Source organism: Nocardia sp. NPDC004168, assembly GCF_040610355.1.
GTDB classification, from domain to species: domain Bacteria; phylum Actinomycetota; class Actinomycetes; order Mycobacteriales; family Mycobacteriaceae; genus Nocardia; species Nocardia sichangensis.
The window spans coordinates 83,462-99,737 of the sequence record NZ_JBEXME010000013.1 but is presented as its reverse complement, the minus strand read 5'-3'; the positions used below and the strand labels follow the sequence as shown (position 1 = coordinate 99,737).

General features: G+C 68.8%; 16 protein-coding genes. 2 read left to right on the top strand and 14 right to left on the bottom strand.

Annotation, left to right across the window (positions count from 1 at the left end):
* Window position 1: 1 nt before the first annotated feature.
* From ABZW96_RS22915 to arc, 3 genes are all read right to left on the bottom strand, one after another.
* Window positions 2-1,525, bottom strand: coding sequence for a glycosyltransferase family 39 protein (locus ABZW96_RS22915; RefSeq protein ID WP_355077524.1), 1,524 nt, complete (start codon window positions 1,523-1,525; stop codon window positions 2-4).
* Entirely contained in the window at window positions 1,518-2,153 is a 636-nt protein-coding gene (locus ABZW96_RS22910) for a TetR/AcrR family transcriptional regulator (RefSeq protein ID WP_355077522.1), read from the bottom strand. The genes ABZW96_RS22915 and ABZW96_RS22910 overlap by 8 nt, the downstream gene beginning before the upstream one ends.
* A gap of 182 nt (window positions 2,154-2,335) precedes the next feature.
* Window positions 2,336-4,096: a proteasome ATPase gene (gene arc / locus ABZW96_RS22905; protein ID WP_355077520.1), complete on the bottom strand. Its 1,761-nt coding sequence runs from the start codon at window positions 4,094-4,096 to the stop codon at window positions 2,336-2,338.
* A gap of 179 nt (window positions 4,097-4,275) precedes the next feature.
* On the opposite strand from arc, the gene ABZW96_RS22900 reads away from it, so the two are divergent.
* Window positions 4,276-4,791, top strand: a complete 516-nt coding sequence (locus ABZW96_RS22900; RefSeq protein ID WP_355077518.1) for a hypothetical protein — start codon at window positions 4,276-4,278, stop codon at window positions 4,789-4,791.
* Between the two features lie 31 nt (window positions 4,792-4,822).
* On the opposite strand, the gene ABZW96_RS22895 is transcribed toward ABZW96_RS22900, so the two are convergent.
* The gene (locus ABZW96_RS22895; protein ID WP_355077516.1) at window positions 4,823-5,656 is read right to left on the bottom strand and encodes a tRNA (adenine-N1)-methyltransferase; all 834 of its coding nucleotides are present in this window, start codon (window positions 5,654-5,656) and stop codon (window positions 4,823-4,825) included.
* A gap of 74 nt (window positions 5,657-5,730) precedes the next feature.
* Between ABZW96_RS22895 and ABZW96_RS22890 the strand changes: the two genes are divergently transcribed.
* Entirely contained in the window at window positions 5,731-6,642 is a 912-nt protein-coding gene (locus ABZW96_RS22890) for a RecB family exonuclease (protein ID WP_355077514.1), read from the top strand.
* Window positions 6,643-6,646: 4 nt separating this feature from the next.
* On the opposite strand, the gene ABZW96_RS22885 is transcribed toward ABZW96_RS22890, so the two are convergent.
* From ABZW96_RS22885 to ABZW96_RS22840, 10 genes are all read right to left on the bottom strand, one after another.
* Window positions 6,647-6,874, bottom strand: coding sequence for a hypothetical protein (locus tag ABZW96_RS22885; RefSeq protein WP_355077513.1), 228 nt, complete (start codon window positions 6,872-6,874; stop codon window positions 6,647-6,649).
* A gap of 155 nt (window positions 6,875-7,029) precedes the next feature.
* Window positions 7,030-8,226, bottom strand: a complete 1,197-nt coding sequence (locus ABZW96_RS22880; protein WP_355077512.1) for a putative sulfate exporter family transporter — start codon at window positions 8,224-8,226, stop codon at window positions 7,030-7,032.
* A complete protein-coding gene (locus ABZW96_RS22875; protein WP_355077510.1) occupies window positions 8,226-8,360 on the bottom strand; it encodes a hypothetical protein in 135 nt (44 codons plus the stop codon). The genes ABZW96_RS22880 and ABZW96_RS22875 overlap by 1 nt, the downstream gene beginning before the upstream one ends.
* A gap of 113 nt (window positions 8,361-8,473) precedes the next feature.
* Complete coding sequence (gene hisG, locus ABZW96_RS22870) at window positions 8,474-9,325, bottom strand: ATP phosphoribosyltransferase (protein WP_355077508.1); 852 nt, start codon at window positions 9,323-9,325, stop codon at window positions 8,474-8,476.
* Window positions 9,326-9,372: 47 nt separating this feature from the next.
* Entirely contained in the window at window positions 9,373-9,636 is a 264-nt protein-coding gene (locus tag ABZW96_RS22865) for a phosphoribosyl-ATP diphosphatase (protein WP_039798430.1), read from the bottom strand.
* Window positions 9,637-9,755: 119 nt separating this feature from the next.
* Window positions 9,756-11,570, bottom strand: a complete 1,815-nt coding sequence (locus ABZW96_RS22860) for a choline/carnitine O-acyltransferase (RefSeq protein WP_355077507.1) — start codon at window positions 11,568-11,570, stop codon at window positions 9,756-9,758.
* Complete coding sequence (locus ABZW96_RS22855) at window positions 11,567-12,403, bottom strand: class I SAM-dependent methyltransferase (protein WP_355077506.1); 837 nt, start codon at window positions 12,401-12,403, stop codon at window positions 11,567-11,569. Before ABZW96_RS22855 ends, ABZW96_RS22860 begins: the two co-directional genes overlap by 4 nt.
* 44 nt (window positions 12,404-12,447) lie before the next feature.
* Window positions 12,448-13,311, bottom strand: a complete 864-nt coding sequence (locus ABZW96_RS22850) for an arpA protein (RefSeq protein WP_355077505.1) — start codon at window positions 13,309-13,311, stop codon at window positions 12,448-12,450.
* Between the two features lie 159 nt (window positions 13,312-13,470).
* Window positions 13,471-14,172, bottom strand: coding sequence for an HAD family phosphatase (locus ABZW96_RS22845; RefSeq protein ID WP_355077503.1), 702 nt, complete (start codon window positions 14,170-14,172; stop codon window positions 13,471-13,473).
* A 146-nt stretch (window positions 14,173-14,318) separates the two neighbouring features.
* Window positions 14,319-16,139: a protein kinase gene (locus ABZW96_RS22840; protein WP_355077501.1), complete on the bottom strand. Its 1,821-nt coding sequence runs from the start codon at window positions 16,137-16,139 to the stop codon at window positions 14,319-14,321.
* Between the last annotated feature and the right edge of the window lie 137 nt (window positions 16,140-16,276).

The window sequence follows — 16,276 nt, the reverse complement described above, 5'->3', positions numbered from 1 at the left end:
ATCAGTTCAGCCGCAGCATGCCCGGCCAGGCTCGCGACCACGGCACGAGCGGTCGCGCGCAACGCCAGACAGTGCCGCCGCGGGTGACCCCCGGGAACCCGAGACGAGCGTCGACTTGCCCGATCGCGGTCACCTCGGCACAGTGCGCGCGCACATCGGCCTCACTGCCACCCACCCACAGCACCGTCGTCGCCGTGTCCGGCGGGGTGCCGAAGTAGCCGAACCCGCGATTCGGACTGAAGACGGCGGGCAGGCCATGGGTCGCGCGCGCGAGGTCCAAGGCGCTTGCCTGCCAATAGGAATCGGCGATCACCACGGCCGAAGCCCGCTCCGGCTCCGGCAGCGCCGCGTAGGCCGCCGCGGTCCCGGCCGCGAGTTCGGACCAGCCGAACCGACCGTAGACCGCGATCTCCAGCCCCGCCTGGGCTTGGGTGTCGACCGGGTCGATGTCGGATTCCGGGCGCAGGGGCAGCGAGAAAATCACCAGCGCAACGGATATCGCGGCCACCGCAACGGTGAGGATCACACGCGATCGCCGCCGGTTCTCCATCCACCGCACCGCACCGACCGCGATCAGCGCTCCGTAGCAACCCGCCGCATAGTACGGTCGTCCACCGGTCGCGATGAAGACCATGATCAGCACCAACGGCAGGACACCGAGAAAACGGTACGGCCGCAAGCTTTCGGCACGGAACAGGGTCCACACCCCGTACACCAGCAGCAATCCACCGATCAATCCGGCGGAGGCGAGCGCGAGCGGCAGCCAGATGTAGCGCCCGCCGATCGTGGCCTGCTCCGCGGCGACCACACCACCCAGACGCAGCTGCGGCCACCCGTGCGCCGCCTGCCACACCAGGCTGGGTACCGAGGTGAGGACGACGATCGCGGCGCCGCACCACAGGGCGGGGCGGCGCAGCAGCTCACGCGGTCCGTAGATCGCCACCCCGATCGCCAGTGCGAGCCAGAAGAAGGGAATCAGCCACTTGACCTGCATATCCACCGCGGTGAACAGCGCCGAGGCCAGCAGCAAACCGTCGTGGCGGGTGCGGACCCAGCGGATCACCAGCCAGCTCACCACCACCCACAACGCCGTGTCGATCGTATTGGTGGCCAGCTGATCACCCTGCACCAGCAGGAACGGCGAGGTGGCATACGCGGCCGCGGCCAGCACCTGCGCCGGGCGACCGCCCCCGAACTCCCTGGCGATCTGGGCGGTCACCACCACCGCGGCCACGGTGACGAGCACGGCCGGAAGACGCAGTGCCATCAGCGAATCCGGGGCGAGCAGATCCGTAATCCGCGCGATCGCGGGTAGCAGCGGCCCCTGATCGGCGTAGCCGAACGCGAGCCTGCGGCCTGCCGCGACGAAATACAGCTCGTCGCCGAAGAATCCGTACCGCCCGATGGAAACCAGCAGCGCCACCGCTCCCAGCGCCGCCACCGCGCCGACTCCGCCGAAGGCGAACGAGGGCAACGGTGTCGTGGCATCGTCCCGGCGCCGCGGGGTGTCCAGTACCTCAGTCATCCTTACCCGCTTTCCGGGTCGCCGTGTCGAACAACCGGCACACGTGTGCCGCGTACGCGTCCATCACGAAGTCCTGTTCCCGGACCGCCCGTCCGGCGGCGCCATCGATGGCGTCGCGGATGGACTTGGCCATCAAGAGCGGATCGAACTCGCCGAACTCGCCGGTGCGCTGCCCTTCGGTGAGGATGTCGACCAGCGGCGCGATGATGTCGCGTTCACCGTCGGCGGAGGCGAACTTCGGGTTGCCGTCCGCGTCCCGCAGATTCGTCACCACCTCGACCAGCGCCGCCACATACGTGGTATTCGCATCGATGAAACCGAGGTTCGATTCGAGGTAGGCCAGCAGGCTCGCGCGCGGTCCGGCCGCCGCTCCGACCCGTGGCGCGATGTACTCCGCGGCCGAGACGTAGAGCTGGACCACCAGCTGCGTCATCAGATCGTCCTTGCCCTCGAAGTGGTAGGAGATGACGCCCTTGGAGATGCCCGCGCGCTCGGCGATCCGCGCCAGCGAAGCATTCGCGTACCCGACCTCGGAGATCACCTCCACCGCGGAGGCGATGATCTGCCGCCGTCGCGCCTCTTCGATGAAAGACCGCCGTTGGCCACTCGTACTGTTTTCTGGCCGCATGGTCAAATTTTAGCACGAGCGGACTGTAGACCTGCTGATGAGCGACGACGTCGAATGGAGCGCCGTCGAGAGTCATCCGGATACGAGTGGCGCGGCCGTCGCCGTGCACCGTCACCTGCGCCCTGGACAGCGAAAGGGCCGCGTCTCCGGGGAGACGCGGCCCATCGTGGTCGGCGCAACCTTTACAGGTACTGACCGGTGTTCGACTCGGTGTCGATGGCGCGGCTGGCACTGGCGTTCTTGCCGGTGACCAGCGTGCGGATGTAGACGATCCGCTCGCCCTTCTTACCCGAGATGCGTGCCCAGTCGTCCGGATTCGTGGTGTTGGGCAGGTCCTCGTTCTCGGAGAACTCGTCCACGATCGAATCGTAGAGATGCTGGATGCGCAGACCCGGGTTGCCCGTGTCGAGCACCGCCTTGATGGCGTACTTCTTGGAGCGGTCCACGATGTTCTGAATCATGGCGCCGGAGTTGAAGTCCTTGAAGTACAGGACCTCCTTGTCACCGTTGGCGTAGGTGACCTCCAGGAAGCGATTGTCCTCGCTCTCGGCGTACATCCGGTCGACGACGCGTTCGATCATGGCGTTGATGCACAAGAGCTTGTCGCCGCCGAACTCGGCCAGGTCGTCGTCGTGCAGCGGCAACTCCTTGGTGAGGTACTTCGAGAAGATGTCCTGCGCCGACTCCGCGTCCGGACGCTCGATCTTGATCTTCACGTCCAGGCGGCCCGGCCGCAGGATCGCGGGATCGATCATGTCCTCACGGTTGGAGGCGCCGATCACGATGACGTTCTCCAGGCCCTCGACACCATCGATCTCCGACAGCAGCTGCGGCACCACCGTGGTCTCGACATCGGAGGAGACGCCGGAGCCGCGGGTGCGGAAGATGGAATCCATCTCGTCGAAGAACACGATCACCGGCGTGCCTTCGGACGCCTTCTCGCGGGCCCGCTGGAAGATGATCCGGATGTGACGCTCGGTCTCACCCACGAACTTGTTGAGCAGCTCGGGGCCCTTGATGTTCAGGAAGAACGACTTGGCTTCCTTGGCATCCTCACCGCGCGCCTCGGCGATCTTCTTGGCCAGCGAGTTGGCCACCGCCTTGGCGATGAGCGTCTTACCGCAGCCGGGGGGACCGTAGAGCAGCACACCCTTCGGCGGACGCAGCGCGTACTCGCGGAAGAGGTCCTTGTGCAGGAACGGCAGCTCCACCGCGTCGCGGATCTGCTCGATCTGCCTGCCGAGACCGCCGATGTCGCTGTAGTCGACGTCGGGCACCTCTTCCAGCACGAGGTCCTCGACCTCGGCCTTGGGGATGCGCTCGAAGGCGAAACCGGCCTTCGTGTCGACCAGCAGCGAGTCGCCCGGCCGCAGCTTGCGGATGGGGGAATCGGGATCGTCGAGGTCGTCCATCTCGGCGACCTTCGCCAGCGGGCCTGCCAGCCACACCACACGCTCCTCGTCGGCATGGCCGACGACCAGGGCGCGACGACCGTCGTCGAGGATCTCCCGGAGGGTGCCGATCTCGCCGACCGCGTCGTAGTGCCCGGCCTCGACGACCGTGAGCGCCTCGTTGAGGCGGACGGTCTGACCGTATTCGAGCGTCGAGGTCTCGATGTTCGGTGAACACGTCAACCGCATCTTGCGACCCGAAGTGAACACGTCGACCGTCTGATCGTCGTACACACCGATCAGAATGCCGTATCCGCTCGGCGGCTGACCCAGCCGATCGACCTCCTCACGCAGCGCGACCAGCTGCTGGCGCGCTTCCTTGAGGGTGTCCATCAGCTTCGTGTTGCGAATGGTCAGCGAATCGATGCGGGCTTCCAATTCCCGTGTGCGATCCGGCGAATCGGCGAGTTGCCTTCGGAGTGCAGCCGCCTCGGCGCGCACTGCCTCGAGCTCTCTCCAGGCCGCCGAATCCGAATTCTCGATGGGGCTCATGTGCTGCTCCTCCCAGTCCCGGTCTATCAACGCTACCGGGCGCGACCCGTTCTCGCTTTCCGACATGGTTTCGTGGTGATCACATCTGGGCCGCGATCGGCGGCCGGATCACCATGTTAGCCTGCCCTAACCCGACCCTGGCGAGCCTCCTCGCCGCTCGAGCCGAAAGGTTGCCGACCATGCTCCTTCCCGCGAGAACCCTGCGTTTTTCCCTCGTCACCGCCGCGGCGGCGCTGGCCATCTCCGGCGCGGTGGCGGCGTGCGGCTCCGACGACGACTCCACCGGCGCGGCGACCTCGGCCGCCACCAGCACCGCCGCGTCGGGTACCCACGATCACTCCGCCCATGCGACCGGTGCGCCGACCGCCGATACCTTGCAGGCCGTGCTGGTAAAGCTCACCGATCCGACTGTACCCACCCCCGAGAAGGCCAAGCTGATCGTCAACGGTGAAAAGCGCACAGCGAACATCGACCAGATGAACAAGGGCCTGCAGGGCTACGCGCTCACCTTCGCCGTCGCCGACATCACCACCCAGGGCAACACCGCGAACGCGCAGGTGACCATCACCTCCCCGCATGGCGCCGCCCCCGCCGTGCCGCTGAGCTGGGAAAAGGTCGACGGCACCTGGAAGCTGACGGACGCGAGCGGCTGTCTGCTGCTCGGCTTCGCGCAGGCGCCCTGCGTCCCGGCCTGAGTCGGCCACCACCTCGCCCGCCCGGCCGCGCTCAGCCCTTCGAGGGCCTGCGCTGCGGCTTGGGCGTGACGGTGCCCTCGGCGAGCCTGCGGGCGCTGACCAGGAAGGCGGTGTGACCCTGCATGCGGTGCTCGGGCCGCACGGCGAGGCCGACCACATGCCACGGTCGCACCAGCGACTCCCAGGAGCGTGGCTCGGTCCAGCACTCCTGCTCGCGCAGCGCTTCGACCACTTTCGACAGCTGGGTGACGGTGGCCACATAGACGATCAGCACGCCGCCCGGCACGAGCGCCTTGGACACCGCCGGTAGCGCATCCCACGGCGCGAGCATGTCCAGTACCGCGCGATCCACCGGCTCCCCGGTGTAGTCGGCCACGTCACCCACGGTCAGCGACCAGTTCGCCGGCCGCTCGCCGAAAAACGTCTCGACGTTGCGGATCGCGTGCTCTGCGTGGTCGGCGCGGATCTCGTAGGACACCACCTGCCCCTGCGGCCCCACCGCCCGCAGCAGCGAGCAGGTCAGCGCACCGGACCCCGCGCCGGCTTCCAGCACACGCGCGCCGGGGAACATGTCGCCCTCGTGCACGATCTGCGCGGCGTCCTTCGGGTAGATCACCGCGGCGCCGCGCGGCATGGACAGCACGTAGTCGATCAGCAGCGGACGCAGTGCGAGGTAGGGCGTGCCGTTGGTGGAATGCACCACGCTGCCCTCGTCGGCGCCGATGAGGCTGTCGTGCTTGATCCCGCCGCGATGGGTGTGGAATTCCTTGCCCGGCTCCAAGACCACCGTGTACAGGCGTCCTTTGGCATCGGTCAGCTGCACCCGGTCACCGATGGTGAATGGCCCGGTCCGTCTGGCCGTCATGAATCTCCGTTCCACTTGTCGGAATCGTGCTGTGACGCACCGGCGTGTCGGTGCCGCCGGATAGCCTGCCAGGTATGTGCTCGCCCGTGTCCACGCCCCCTGCCGACGACGCGCGGACCGCCCGGCCCGATCCGACGGCCACCCGCGCCCGGCCCGCGCTCTCGCCTTCCCGGGCAATGGATTTCAAGCAGTGTCCGCTGAAATACCGCTTCCGCGCGATCGATCGGATACCGGAGCGGCCTTCGGTGCACGCGGTGCGCGGCACGGTGGTGCACGCGGTGCTGGAGGACCTCTACGGGCTGCCCGCGGCCGAGCGGGTGCCCGAGCGCGCCGAGGCCCTGGTGCCGACGGCGTGGGCGCGGGTGCACGCCCAACAGCCGGAGGTGGCGGAACTGGTCGCCGCGGGGCAACTCGACGCGTTCCTCGAGGAGGTGCGCGCGCTGGTGCGCCGCTACTACCGGCTGGAGGATCCGACCCGGTTCGATCCGGAGTCACGCGAAGCGCGGGTGGAGGTGGAACTGGCCGACGGCGCGCCGCTGCGCGGGTTCGTCGACCGGATCGACCTCGCGCCCAGCGGCGCCCTGCGCGTCGTGGACTACAAGACCGGCCGTGCGCCGGGGCCGACGCAAGAGACCAAAGCGCTGTTCCAGTTGAAGTTCTACGCGCTGGTCGTACTGCGCACCCGCGGCCTGGTGCCCGCCCAGCTGCGGCTGATCTACCTCGCCGACGAGCAGATCCTCACCTACGCCCCCGAGGAGCAGGAGTTGCTGCGCTTCGAGCGCACACTCTCGGCACTGTGGGCGGCCATTCTCGAGGCGGGCCGCACCGGGGACTTCCAGCCGAACACCAGCTGGCTGTGCTCGTACTGCGACTACAAGCCTTTGTGCCCGGCATTCGGCGGCACGCCGCCGCCCTACCCTGGCTGGCCGAGCGGCGGCGTCACCGAATCCCCGGACGAGACCCTGGCCGAAGCCGTCTCGGACTGACGAGCTAGTGGCCCAGCGCGGCCACCAGGAAGTCCAATGACGTCCCGCGCTCGCCGAGCAGGAAAACCGCTCCGATCAGGACCACGACCAGTACCGCGTCGCCCGCGATGATGAACAGGTTTCGTATCCGCGTCCACGCCGTGCCGCGCGCGGGGACACCGTCGGCCGCCGGGGTGGTCGCTCGTCGGCCCGGCTCCGCCGCGGCCTTCTCGTCGTTGATCCTGTCCGACACGCCCGACAGTCTTCCCGATGAGGCCGGTGGTTTCGAGCCGACCCGCGTATTCGGCCGGTGAACATTTCCCGAACGGCGGGCCGCCCGGCCCCGATGTCCAGGACCGGGCGACACCGCGTGCCCGAGTTTCGGCTGCGTATCCATGGGGCCGACGCTCAGGCGGTGAAATTGTGGAACAGCAGCACCGAGAGTCCGAGACCCACCGCGAGATTCACGACCGCCGCGGACCCGAACACCACGACCGGCCGCCAGCCCGCTTCCCGCAGTCCGCGCAGCGAGAACTCCAAGCCGATGGAGACGAACGCGAAGATCAGGAACCAGGTGCGCAGATCGTTGATGATCGCGATGTGCGCCGCACCGGACTTCTTGTCCACCGCCTGCAGGTACAGCGTGCCGATGACCGAGGCGGCGATGAAGCCGAGCACGAACTTCGGGAACCGCTCCCAGAACTGGCGCGGCGAGGGCCGCACCGCACCGGGCGCCCGCTCGACGCGCAGCGTGAAGTACGCGGTCAGGGCGATGGCGACCACACCGATCAGCGCGTTCTGCGTGGTCTTGACGATGGTGGCGATCTGCAGCGCCTTCTCCCCCGCGATCGCGCCGGAGGCCGCGACCGCCGCCGTGGTGTCGATATTGCCGCCGATCCAGGCGCCCGCGACCGCGTCCGACAAGCCGAGCACCTCCGCCAGCCAGGGCAGCAGGAAGATCGAGGGCAACGCGAAGACGATCACCAGCGAGGCCGCGTAGGCGATCTGCTCGCGCCGCGCTTGCACCGCGCCCGCCGCGGCGATAGCCGCGCTGACACCGCAGATCGACACCGCCGAGGACAGCAGCGCGCGCAGCTTGTCGTCCAGCCCGAGGCGTCCGCCCAGCCACCAGGTGAAGCCGAACACGGCCGTGATCAGCAGCAGCGCTTGCAGGATCGACGGACCCGCCGCGGTGACCAGGACCTTCAGGTTGATCGAAGCGCCGAGCAGCACCACGCCGGTCTTGATGAAGAATTCGGTGCGGAATCCCGCCGAAAGCCGGTCGCGCAGTGCGAGTTTGCTCAGCACGACATTGCCGAGCAGACCAAGGGCGATGGCGTACACCGGGTATTCGACGGACTTGGCGACGCGCTGGAACGGAGTGCCCACCGCCCACTGCGGGACGTGTGTCTCGAAGTAGCGGGTGAGGGCGCCGAGCACGATCACGACCGCGATACCGGCCGCGATGGTCCCGGCGGTCGGCCGGGACGTCGCCTGCACCGCTTCCGTCTCGGATGACGGGATTCCGCCGGGCGCGGCCACGCCGGAATCCTTGTCCGCCAGAGCCTTCGATTCCTTCGCCGATTCGGCGCCGGTCTCGGCCATCACGGCACCAGCCAATCCGGAATCGCGCCGAGCAGGACCAGCGCGATCAGGATCAGCCCGGCGATCGCCGCCAGCCAGTCCTCGTTCCAGGTGAATGTGCTGCCCGACTGCTCCTCGGGTGGTGACTGTGACACGGGGGCTCCTTGCGTTTCCTCATCGAGAGGCCGCACGGTAGCAACCCCCGGTCACAGGGCACACCGATTGCGCTCAGCCTGAACGAATCAGGCGTATCGGACGAATCCGGCGTTCAGAATGCGCGGCAGGAGCGGATGTCCGTGGCCAGGATGGCTTTCGCGCCCAGATCGGCCAGCTGGTCCATCAACTCGTTGCTCTGCTTGCGCGGCACCAGTGCGCGCACCGCGACCCAGCCGGTGTCGGCCAGCGGCGCCACGGTCGGCGATTCCAACCCTGGGGTGATGACGAACGCCTCGTCGAGCAAATCCTTCGGGCAGTCGTAGTCCAGCATGACGTACTGCTGGGCGAAGACCACGCCCTGGATCCGGGCGACGAGCTGATTCCGTGCCCGGTCGCCGCGATCGGCGTCCTTGCGCTCGACCAGCACACCCTCGGAGTCGCACAGCGATTCACCGAACGCGACGAGGTTGTGCTGGCGCAGCGTGCGCCCGGAGCCGACGACGTCGGCGATGGCGTCGGCGACGCCGAGCTGGATGGAGATCTCCACCGCGCCGTCGAGGCGGATCACCTCGGCCTCGATGCCGCGGCCGCGCAGATCGTCGAGCACCAGGTTCGGGTAGGAAGTGGCGATGCGCTTGTCGGCGAGGTCCTCGACCTTCCACTCCCGTCCGGCCGGGGCGGCGTAACGGAAGGTGGAGCGGCCGAAGCCGAGGGCGAGCCGTTCCTGCACCGGTGCGCCGGAATCGAGGGCGAGATCACGACCGGTGATGCCGAGATCCAGCTCCCCGGAACCGACGTAGATCGCGATGTCCTTGGGCCGCAGAAAGAAGAACTCGACCTGGTTGGCCGGGTCGAGCACGGTCAGATCGCGGGAATCCGTGCGCTTGCGGTAGCCCGCCTCGGCGAGGATCGAGACGGCGGATTCGGAGAGGGCGCCTTTGTTGGGGACTGCGACGCGCAGCATGGAGGGAGTCCTTTCGGGAGGAGAAACGTGGTGTCGGACGGCCGTCATCACAGATGTCGGTACACGTCTTCGAGCTTCAGCCCGCGACCCACCATCAGCACCTGCACCCAATACAGCAGCTGGGAGATCTCCTCGGCGAGCGACTCGTCGCTCTCGTGTTCGGCGGCCAGCCACACTTCACCGGCCTCCTCGAGCACCTTCTTACCCTGGGTATGCACGCCTGCGTCCAGCGCGGCAACGGTTCCGGACCCCTCGGGGCGGTTGACCGCACGATCCTGCAGTTCGGCGAACAGGGATTCGAAGTTCTTCACGATGAGCCATTGTTTCAGACCCGGATGCGGGTCTGTTGCTCCGGCCCACGATGGCCGGTAACGGCGACCGCCCGGTCCTCCACCCCTGAGCGGGGGCGGAGGAACCGGGCGGAAAGCGGCTAGTTCCCGGCGAGCAGCGCCTGCAGGTCGGCGACCGCCGTGCGGAGGTGGTCGGCGAACGCGTGCATCTGGTCGGCGACCGGTTTCGGAGTGGCCAGGTAGAGATTCCAGCGGTCCGGCAGCAGGACGTAGGCGATGCCGATGCAGCGGGGACTGGTGGAGCCGAAACCGAAGTAGCGGATGTTGACCGACGGCGCCGAGCTGGTGCTCAGGTAGTCGTCGCGCATGATCGTCCAGCCGGGGCTGTCGTAGAGCGGGATCGGATCGGTGACGCCCAGTTCCGCGCCGCGGCGGCGCTGGATCCACTGCAGCTCCCACAGGTGCTGCTCGGGCGCGTCACCGGCCTGGCACTGCTTGGCCCGCTCCACGTGCGCGGACGCGGCCGTCCGCGCCGCGGCGAGCTTCGCCTCGGCGCTCGCGTCCTGGTCCTGCATCGCGTCCACGAAGGCGATCATCTCCGGGGTGATCACCCGCATGGCCTCGGTGCGGCCGTTGCGGTACTGCCTGGTCGCGATGGACTCGTAGGTCGCGCCGGTGAGCCCCTTGCTGCGCCGATGGGCCAGCTGGTAGCTCAACTGCGCGAACGCGTCCGGCGAGATGCCGAGCTGCTTGGCCCTGGCGGTGCCGAAGTCCGGGAACGACACCGTCTGGGTGGCGTTCGCCGCGGCGTACTGGGCGAAGGCGGCGGCCGCCGCGGCGATATCGCCCCGCTGCGCCTCGTCGAGCACGAACTCGACCGGCTCCACCGCGGGCAGTCCCTGCGCCTGTGCGCCGGAGTGGGCGGCGTGTTCCGGCACCGAGGTTTCCAGCAGGGTGTCCACGAACGACAGGATGGTGGTGCCGTCGAGTCCGCAGTGCTCGACATTGATGCCCGCCTGTCCGTCGGCGAAGACGACGAAGGACACCGATTTGTCGAACCACCGGTTCGCGCTGTCACCGTGCAGCAACTCGTCGCAGGCGTGCAGTTCGTCGCGCGGGGCGAAGTCCTCGAGGCAGACGGCGAACAGCGCGGTCTCGATGGTGTCCAGCGCCGCGGCGTTCGCAGGCTCGGCCAGCAGCCGCTGCCTGCTCTGGGCCCATTCCGCGCGGGCCTTGGTGGTGAGGTGCCCGACGGCGGTGTCGGTGCGGGCCGGGCGGGCGCCCGCCTTCAGCACCGCGCGCAGCCCGTCGGCGAGATCCTCCGGCGAGTACGGCGCTCCGTCCGGGCCGACCACGTCCATCCGGAACGTGCTGCCGTGGAAGAACACCACGATGTGCCGGGCCTGCGAGTGACCCGGCCATTCCGCGCTGTAGGGGACCCGGACCGTGTCCTGCTCCACGCCGGGAATCCTGGTCTCGGAGAACAGGTACTTGTTCTGCCACATGGACAGCTGCTGCCCGCGCTGGGTCACCGGCGGGATGGCCTCCCGGTCGAGGGCCAGCTTGTAGTCGACGGCGGCGGAGATGATGCCCGCCGCCCGGTCCACCTGAGTCGCGGCGGTGGAGGCGGCCAGTGGGGTGTCGTCCCGGAACAGAAAGAAGAAGTTCGCGTTCAGGGCGATCCGGTCCCGCCTGCCCAGGTATCGCGACGGCCAGAACAGGTCGAGCCAGCTGCCGACGCCGGGCGTCGCGTCGTACTCCGCGAGCGCCGCGTGCAGCGTGCGCCCCGGACCGTCGGGTCGCAACAGGTCGTCGACCGCGGCCCGGGTGGCGGCGATCTCGTCGGCGGTCAGCAGCGGCTCGCACCACTGCAGGAACCGGCCACAGCTGTCCTCCAGCGTCGGCAGGGGCACCCGGGGAAGGTGGTCGTCGGCGGCGAAGGTGCGTTCGGTCAATGCGAGTCCTCGGTGTCGGCGTGATGTTTCGGCAGCGGCCTCGACACGTACAGGTTGGCATACAGCCAGCCCTGGTCTTCCCGGCCGGTCGTGTCGATCCCGTTGGCGGACAGGGTGTTCAGCACTTGCGCCTGTTCGGCCGCGGAGGCGAACCTGCGTTGCTCGTACAACCCCGGCGCGTGCTCGGTCCGGTAGCCGAGCGCGGCGAGTTCCGCCTCGATCGGTGCGAAGTCGAACATGCGCAGTACGAAGTGTGCCATCCACGGCCGCCTGCGCGGGTGCGCGGTGGCCACTCGGGTCAAGGTTTTCTCGGTGATGTACCCGACGCAGCCGGTGGAGACGACCAGATCGGCGGTCGCGAGCAGGGCGCGCTGCTCGTCGGTCGGCTCGCCGGACTCGAGGTCGGCGTGCACGACGTCGTGCAGGAGCCCGGCCTCCCGCGCGTACTCCAGGGCTGGGCGGGCGGCGTCCATGCCGAGGAAGCGGACGTCCTCCACCGCGGCCCGCCCCGCCACGCGGTCTCGGTCGCACCGGATCAGACCGGCCCGATCGGTGTCGGCGGCGGCGTAATGCTCGGCCAGCTCGCCGATCGTGGTGTCGAGGCGCAGCAGCGCGGCGTTCACGCCGTAGGAGCAGCCGAGGTCGAGCACGGTCGGCACGGCGACCCGGGCGGACGCGCGGTATTCCCGAATCTGTTGCTGGAAGAACGGTTTCGCCAGTTCCGGAATGCGGTAGTCCAATTCGGACATGCGCGCGTAGTAGGCGCGCGGATCGGGGCGGACGTAGATATCGTCGAAAGACGCTTTCCCGGTGGTGTCTAACGGCACTGGCACTGTCGGTCCTCTCGGGTCGAGCTCGGTCAGTCGAGCCGTTCGGCTCAGTCGAGCAGTCGATCGCCCCGGACGGCGTCGGCCGCGGCGGCTAGGTGGTCGGGTAGCACGCGGCCGAACAACTGCCGGGTGCGCTCCACCGTGCCGACCATCCCGGGACGATCGGTGTAGGCGAAAATGGCCGAATGGCGCTGACGCGCACCGTCGACAGGTGAGACGCGGTGCAACGAGAAGCGACCCTGGAACAGCTGCAGGTCGCCCGGACGCAGTTCGAGCCGCTGGACGAAGCGCTCGCCGGTGCCGGTGAGCACGGCGCGGACGTCGTCGAGGTGTTCCGCCTCGGGTGTGCGGATGTTGGGGCAGTACTCGAAGACGCCGCCCTCCTCGGCGGGCTGGGTCAGCATCGAGACGGTGAATTCGTTGGTGTCGAAATGCCAGGGGTGCGACATGCCCGGCGCGACGACGTTCAGGCACAGTCCCGCCAGGGGATCGGCGAATTCGTGCAATTCCGACAGGTCGAAGCAGTCGGCGACGAATCGCTGGAACAGCTCGTCGGTGTAGAGCCGGTGGATCAGCGCGTCGGCGGGGATGCGGTCGCGGGGCACGAAAGCGTTGCCCCGCTCGAGCACGATCCGGCCCGGATGGTCCTCCGGCAGGTCGGCGTCCAGCGGAATGTTGTAGGCGTTGACCCGCTCGACCTCGTAGTGCGCGTGCGGGGCCATCAGCTCGCCCTGCGCCCGCAACGTCTCGGTCAGTTCCGGGCGGATGAAGCCACGCAGCACGGTGCAGCCGGTGTCGGCCAGTTCCGCACGGGCGCGCCGAACCGCTTCCCGCAGCGCGGGTCCTTCCGCCTCCGCCAGGGGATACCGTCCGGTATCTACGATCTCGTCGAGGACGCCCAACGCTGCCATGGCGTCATTTTGGTGGAGCGGTCGCCGACACGCCCGGGATTCGGCGAGATTGCCGGTGATCACGGTCACACCTATCATCTGCACGCACACCCGTTGCGGCACAGTAACTCTCGGCATGGCCCGTGCGCGAACGTCGCGCACCACAGCCACCCCGATGGCTCAATCCCGCACGCGCAGAGCGTTTTCGAGTTCCGCGACGGTCAGCCCGATCAATGAATCCCGGAACACCCGCCCCGGCGCGTGCGGCACCGGAATCTCGCACGGGACGACCACCACCGCACAGCCCGCGGCCTGCGCCGCACGCGTACCCGTCGGCGAATCCTCCACCGCCACACACTGTTCCGGATCGAGCCCGAGCAGCTCGGCAGCGCGCAGGTAGACATCCGGCTCCGGCTTGCCGTGCGCCACCTCGTCGCCGCAGACCGAGACATCGAAGAAGTCCCGGCCCAGCGTGTCGAGACCGAACTCCGTGAGCGACCGCTTGGTATTGGTGACGAGCGCGCTGGCCAGCCCCGCCGCGCGCACCATGGCCAGCGCATCCTTCGCACCAGGCCGCCACGGGATGGGGCCGGTCATCAATTCGGTCACCCGCCGCTCCAGGAACTCCCCCGCCGCACGCAACGAGTCCGGCGTCGGCTCGATGCCCAAGCCGGTGAACATGATCCGCAGCGCGTTCGGGCCGGACGCCCCGATCAGCGCGTGCCGGATCGCATCGGTCATCTCGTGACCGTGCTCACGTGCCAGTTCCCGCACCGCGACATCCCAGAGCTTCTCCGAGTCGAGGAGCGTGCCGTCCATGTCCCAGAGCACTCCGGCCAGTCGCGCTGTCACGTTTCGGTCCTTCTCCCAGCTCTCGTCCATGTCGCGGGCACCGTTGCGAACCTTCCGAGATCACCCGGCCGCCGCACGAACCGTACCGCCGGGACGGAGCCGCTCCGCAGCCGAGCCTGCTCACCCTCGGATGGCTGGGCTACTCGATGGCGCAGGCCAAGGCTCGGCCGTGTCCCCTAGGTACCCGATGCGGCGATCTGCAACTTGGCACTGTCGCCGACGACCTCGATCCAGCGGCTCTCGGAAGTCGTCGTGCCGTTCTTCAAGGTGTAGGTCAACGCGACGACCGCCCGATTCGCGCCGTTCTGCGTAACCGAGCCCACGCTCACCGAGCGAATCGTGCCCCAGAAGTTCACGTATGAGTCGTAGCCGGTCTTGGCCTGGTATCCGGGGGCCAGCTGCGTCCAGGCGCCGGACACGTTGGTGGGCAGCATGCCGTAGTAGCCCTGGATGAACGAGGCGATCCGGTCGGGTGTCGGCGGACCGGACGGGGTCGTCGTCGCGGTGGTGGCCGGGCCCGTGGTGGTCGGGGCAGGGCTCGACGTGGACTGCGGCGTGGTGCTGGGCGGCGGAGTGGTGCTCGGCGCGGGGTTCGTCGTTTGCGCCGGAGGGGTGGTTCCCGGGGCAGGCGGGGGCAGCGGGGCACCCGCTGAAGTGGGTGCGGGCCCCGGCAGGGGCCCAGAAGTGGGCGCGGGCGCCGAGGAGGCGGATGATTGCGCCTGGGCTGGAGCGGGAGCTTGTACCGGCGCCTGTCGCGGCTCGGCTCCGGCCGCGTCGGCCGGCGCCTGCGTGTTCTCGGGCGCCACGGCGGCCGGAGGCGCGACCGACGACGTCGGCGCGTCGCCACCCTCGCCGTCCACGCCGGCCAGCATTGCGATGATGCCGACCAGGATCAACACCCCGACCACCGCGGCGACTTCCACGGCGATCAGTCGGCGGCGCTGCCGGCCGCTCAGAACACTCCGCAACGTCGTCGCCACCCCGGCCCGCCTCGGCACCGGCCGTGACGTAGCTCCTTGCGGCACGGCCGGACCCGGCACAGCGGCGGGTACGACCGCGGTGACACCGGTGTCGTCCGACTGCTCCGGCGATACGGCAGCGGCGGGGTCGGGCAGCACGGTCGTCGTGGCGGCGGGGGCGGCAATCACCTTGGTCACCGATGCGGGCAGCTCCAGATCCCGTCCCGCCGCGACGGCTTCGAGGACCGCTTTCGCCTCCCGCATGGTCGGGCGGTCGGCGACGGCCGGGGCGAGCAGGTACATCAGCACCGGCCCCAGCGAGCCGGCCGCCTCCGGCGGCGGGATTTCGCCCCGCGCCACCGCGTGCAGCAGGGCCAGCGGGTTGTCGCTCTCACCGAACGGTGGAGCGCCCTGCACCGCCGCGTACAACGTCGAACCGAGAGCGAAGACGTCGGAAGCCGGTTCCGGGTCCTCGCCGCGCGCCACCTCGGGCGACAGGTAGGCCGGCGTCCCGGCGAGAAACCCGGTGGCCGTGACCGTCACGTCGCCGACCGCGCGGGAAATGCCGAAGTCGGTGATCTTGACCGTGCCGTCGTCGGCGACCAGCAGATTCGCCGGCTTCACGTCCCGGTGCATGATCCCCGCGTCGTGCGCCGCGGCCAAGGCGCTCGCCGCCTGCGCGCCGATCCGGGCGACCTCCAGCGGCGGCAGCGTCCGGTTGCCCGACAGCTTGGTCGCCAGGCTCGGCGCGTCCAGGTACTCCATGACCAGCCAGGGCTGGCCGTCTTCCTCGGCCACGTCGAACACGGTGATGGCGTTCGGGTGGTGCAGCCGCGCCGCGATCCGCCCCTCCCGCATGGCACGCCGTTTCGCCTCCAGCGCAGCCGATCCGGTGAGTCCGGGGCCGAGGAGCACCTGTTTGACCGCGACGGTGCGCTGCAGCCGGACGTCGGTGGCCCGCCACACCACACCCATGGCGCCGGTGCCGATCGGATCCGTGAGCCGGTAACGTCCCGCGATCAATCGATCCGCCGTCATCGTGGTGTGCCTCTTCCTACTTGCGCGCCTAGCCGTCTCGCACTCCACACGCAAGCCCGGAAGAATTCCGAAAGCGTACGCGCCGAGGTGCTTTGCACCACTGAGCAGGGACGCGAACGCATCCGCCGACTGCCCCG

Bases quoted from the DNA above. Each gene is read 5' to 3' on its own strand.
- ABZW96_RS22915 (WP_355077524.1), bottom strand. From the start codon at position 1,525: ATGACTGAGGTACTGGACACCCCGCGGCGCCGGGACGATGCCACGACA.
- ABZW96_RS22910 (WP_355077522.1), bottom strand. From the start codon at position 2,153: ATGCGGCCAGAAAACAGTACGAGTGGCCAACGGCGGTCTTTCATCGAA.
- arc (WP_355077520.1), bottom strand. From the start codon at position 4,096: ATGAGCCCCATCGAGAATTCGGATTCGGCGGCCTGGAGAGAGCTCGAG.
- ABZW96_RS22900 (WP_355077518.1), top strand. From the start codon at position 4,276: ATGCTCCTTCCCGCGAGAACCCTGCGTTTTTCCCTCGTCACCGCCGCG.
- ABZW96_RS22895 (WP_355077516.1), bottom strand. From the start codon at position 5,656: ATGACGGCCAGACGGACCGGGCCATTCACCATCGGTGACCGGGTGCAG.
- ABZW96_RS22890 (WP_355077514.1), top strand. From the start codon at position 5,731: ATGTGCTCGCCCGTGTCCACGCCCCCTGCCGACGACGCGCGGACCGCC.
- ABZW96_RS22880 (WP_355077512.1), bottom strand. From the start codon at position 8,226: ATGGCCGAGACCGGCGCCGAATCGGCGAAGGAATCGAAGGCTCTGGCG.
- hisG (WP_355077508.1), bottom strand. From the start codon at position 9,325: ATGCTGCGCGTCGCAGTCCCCAACAAAGGCGCCCTCTCCGAATCCGCC.
- ABZW96_RS22850 (WP_355077505.1), bottom strand. From the start codon at position 13,311: ATGGCAGCGTTGGGCGTCCTCGACGAGATCGTAGATACCGGACGGTAT.
- ABZW96_RS22845 (WP_355077503.1), bottom strand. From the start codon at position 14,172: ATGGACGAGAGCTGGGAGAAGGACCGAAACGTGACAGCGCGACTGGCC.
- ABZW96_RS22840 (WP_355077501.1), bottom strand. From the start codon at position 16,139: ATGACGGCGGATCGATTGATCGCGGGACGTTACCGGCTCACGGATCCG.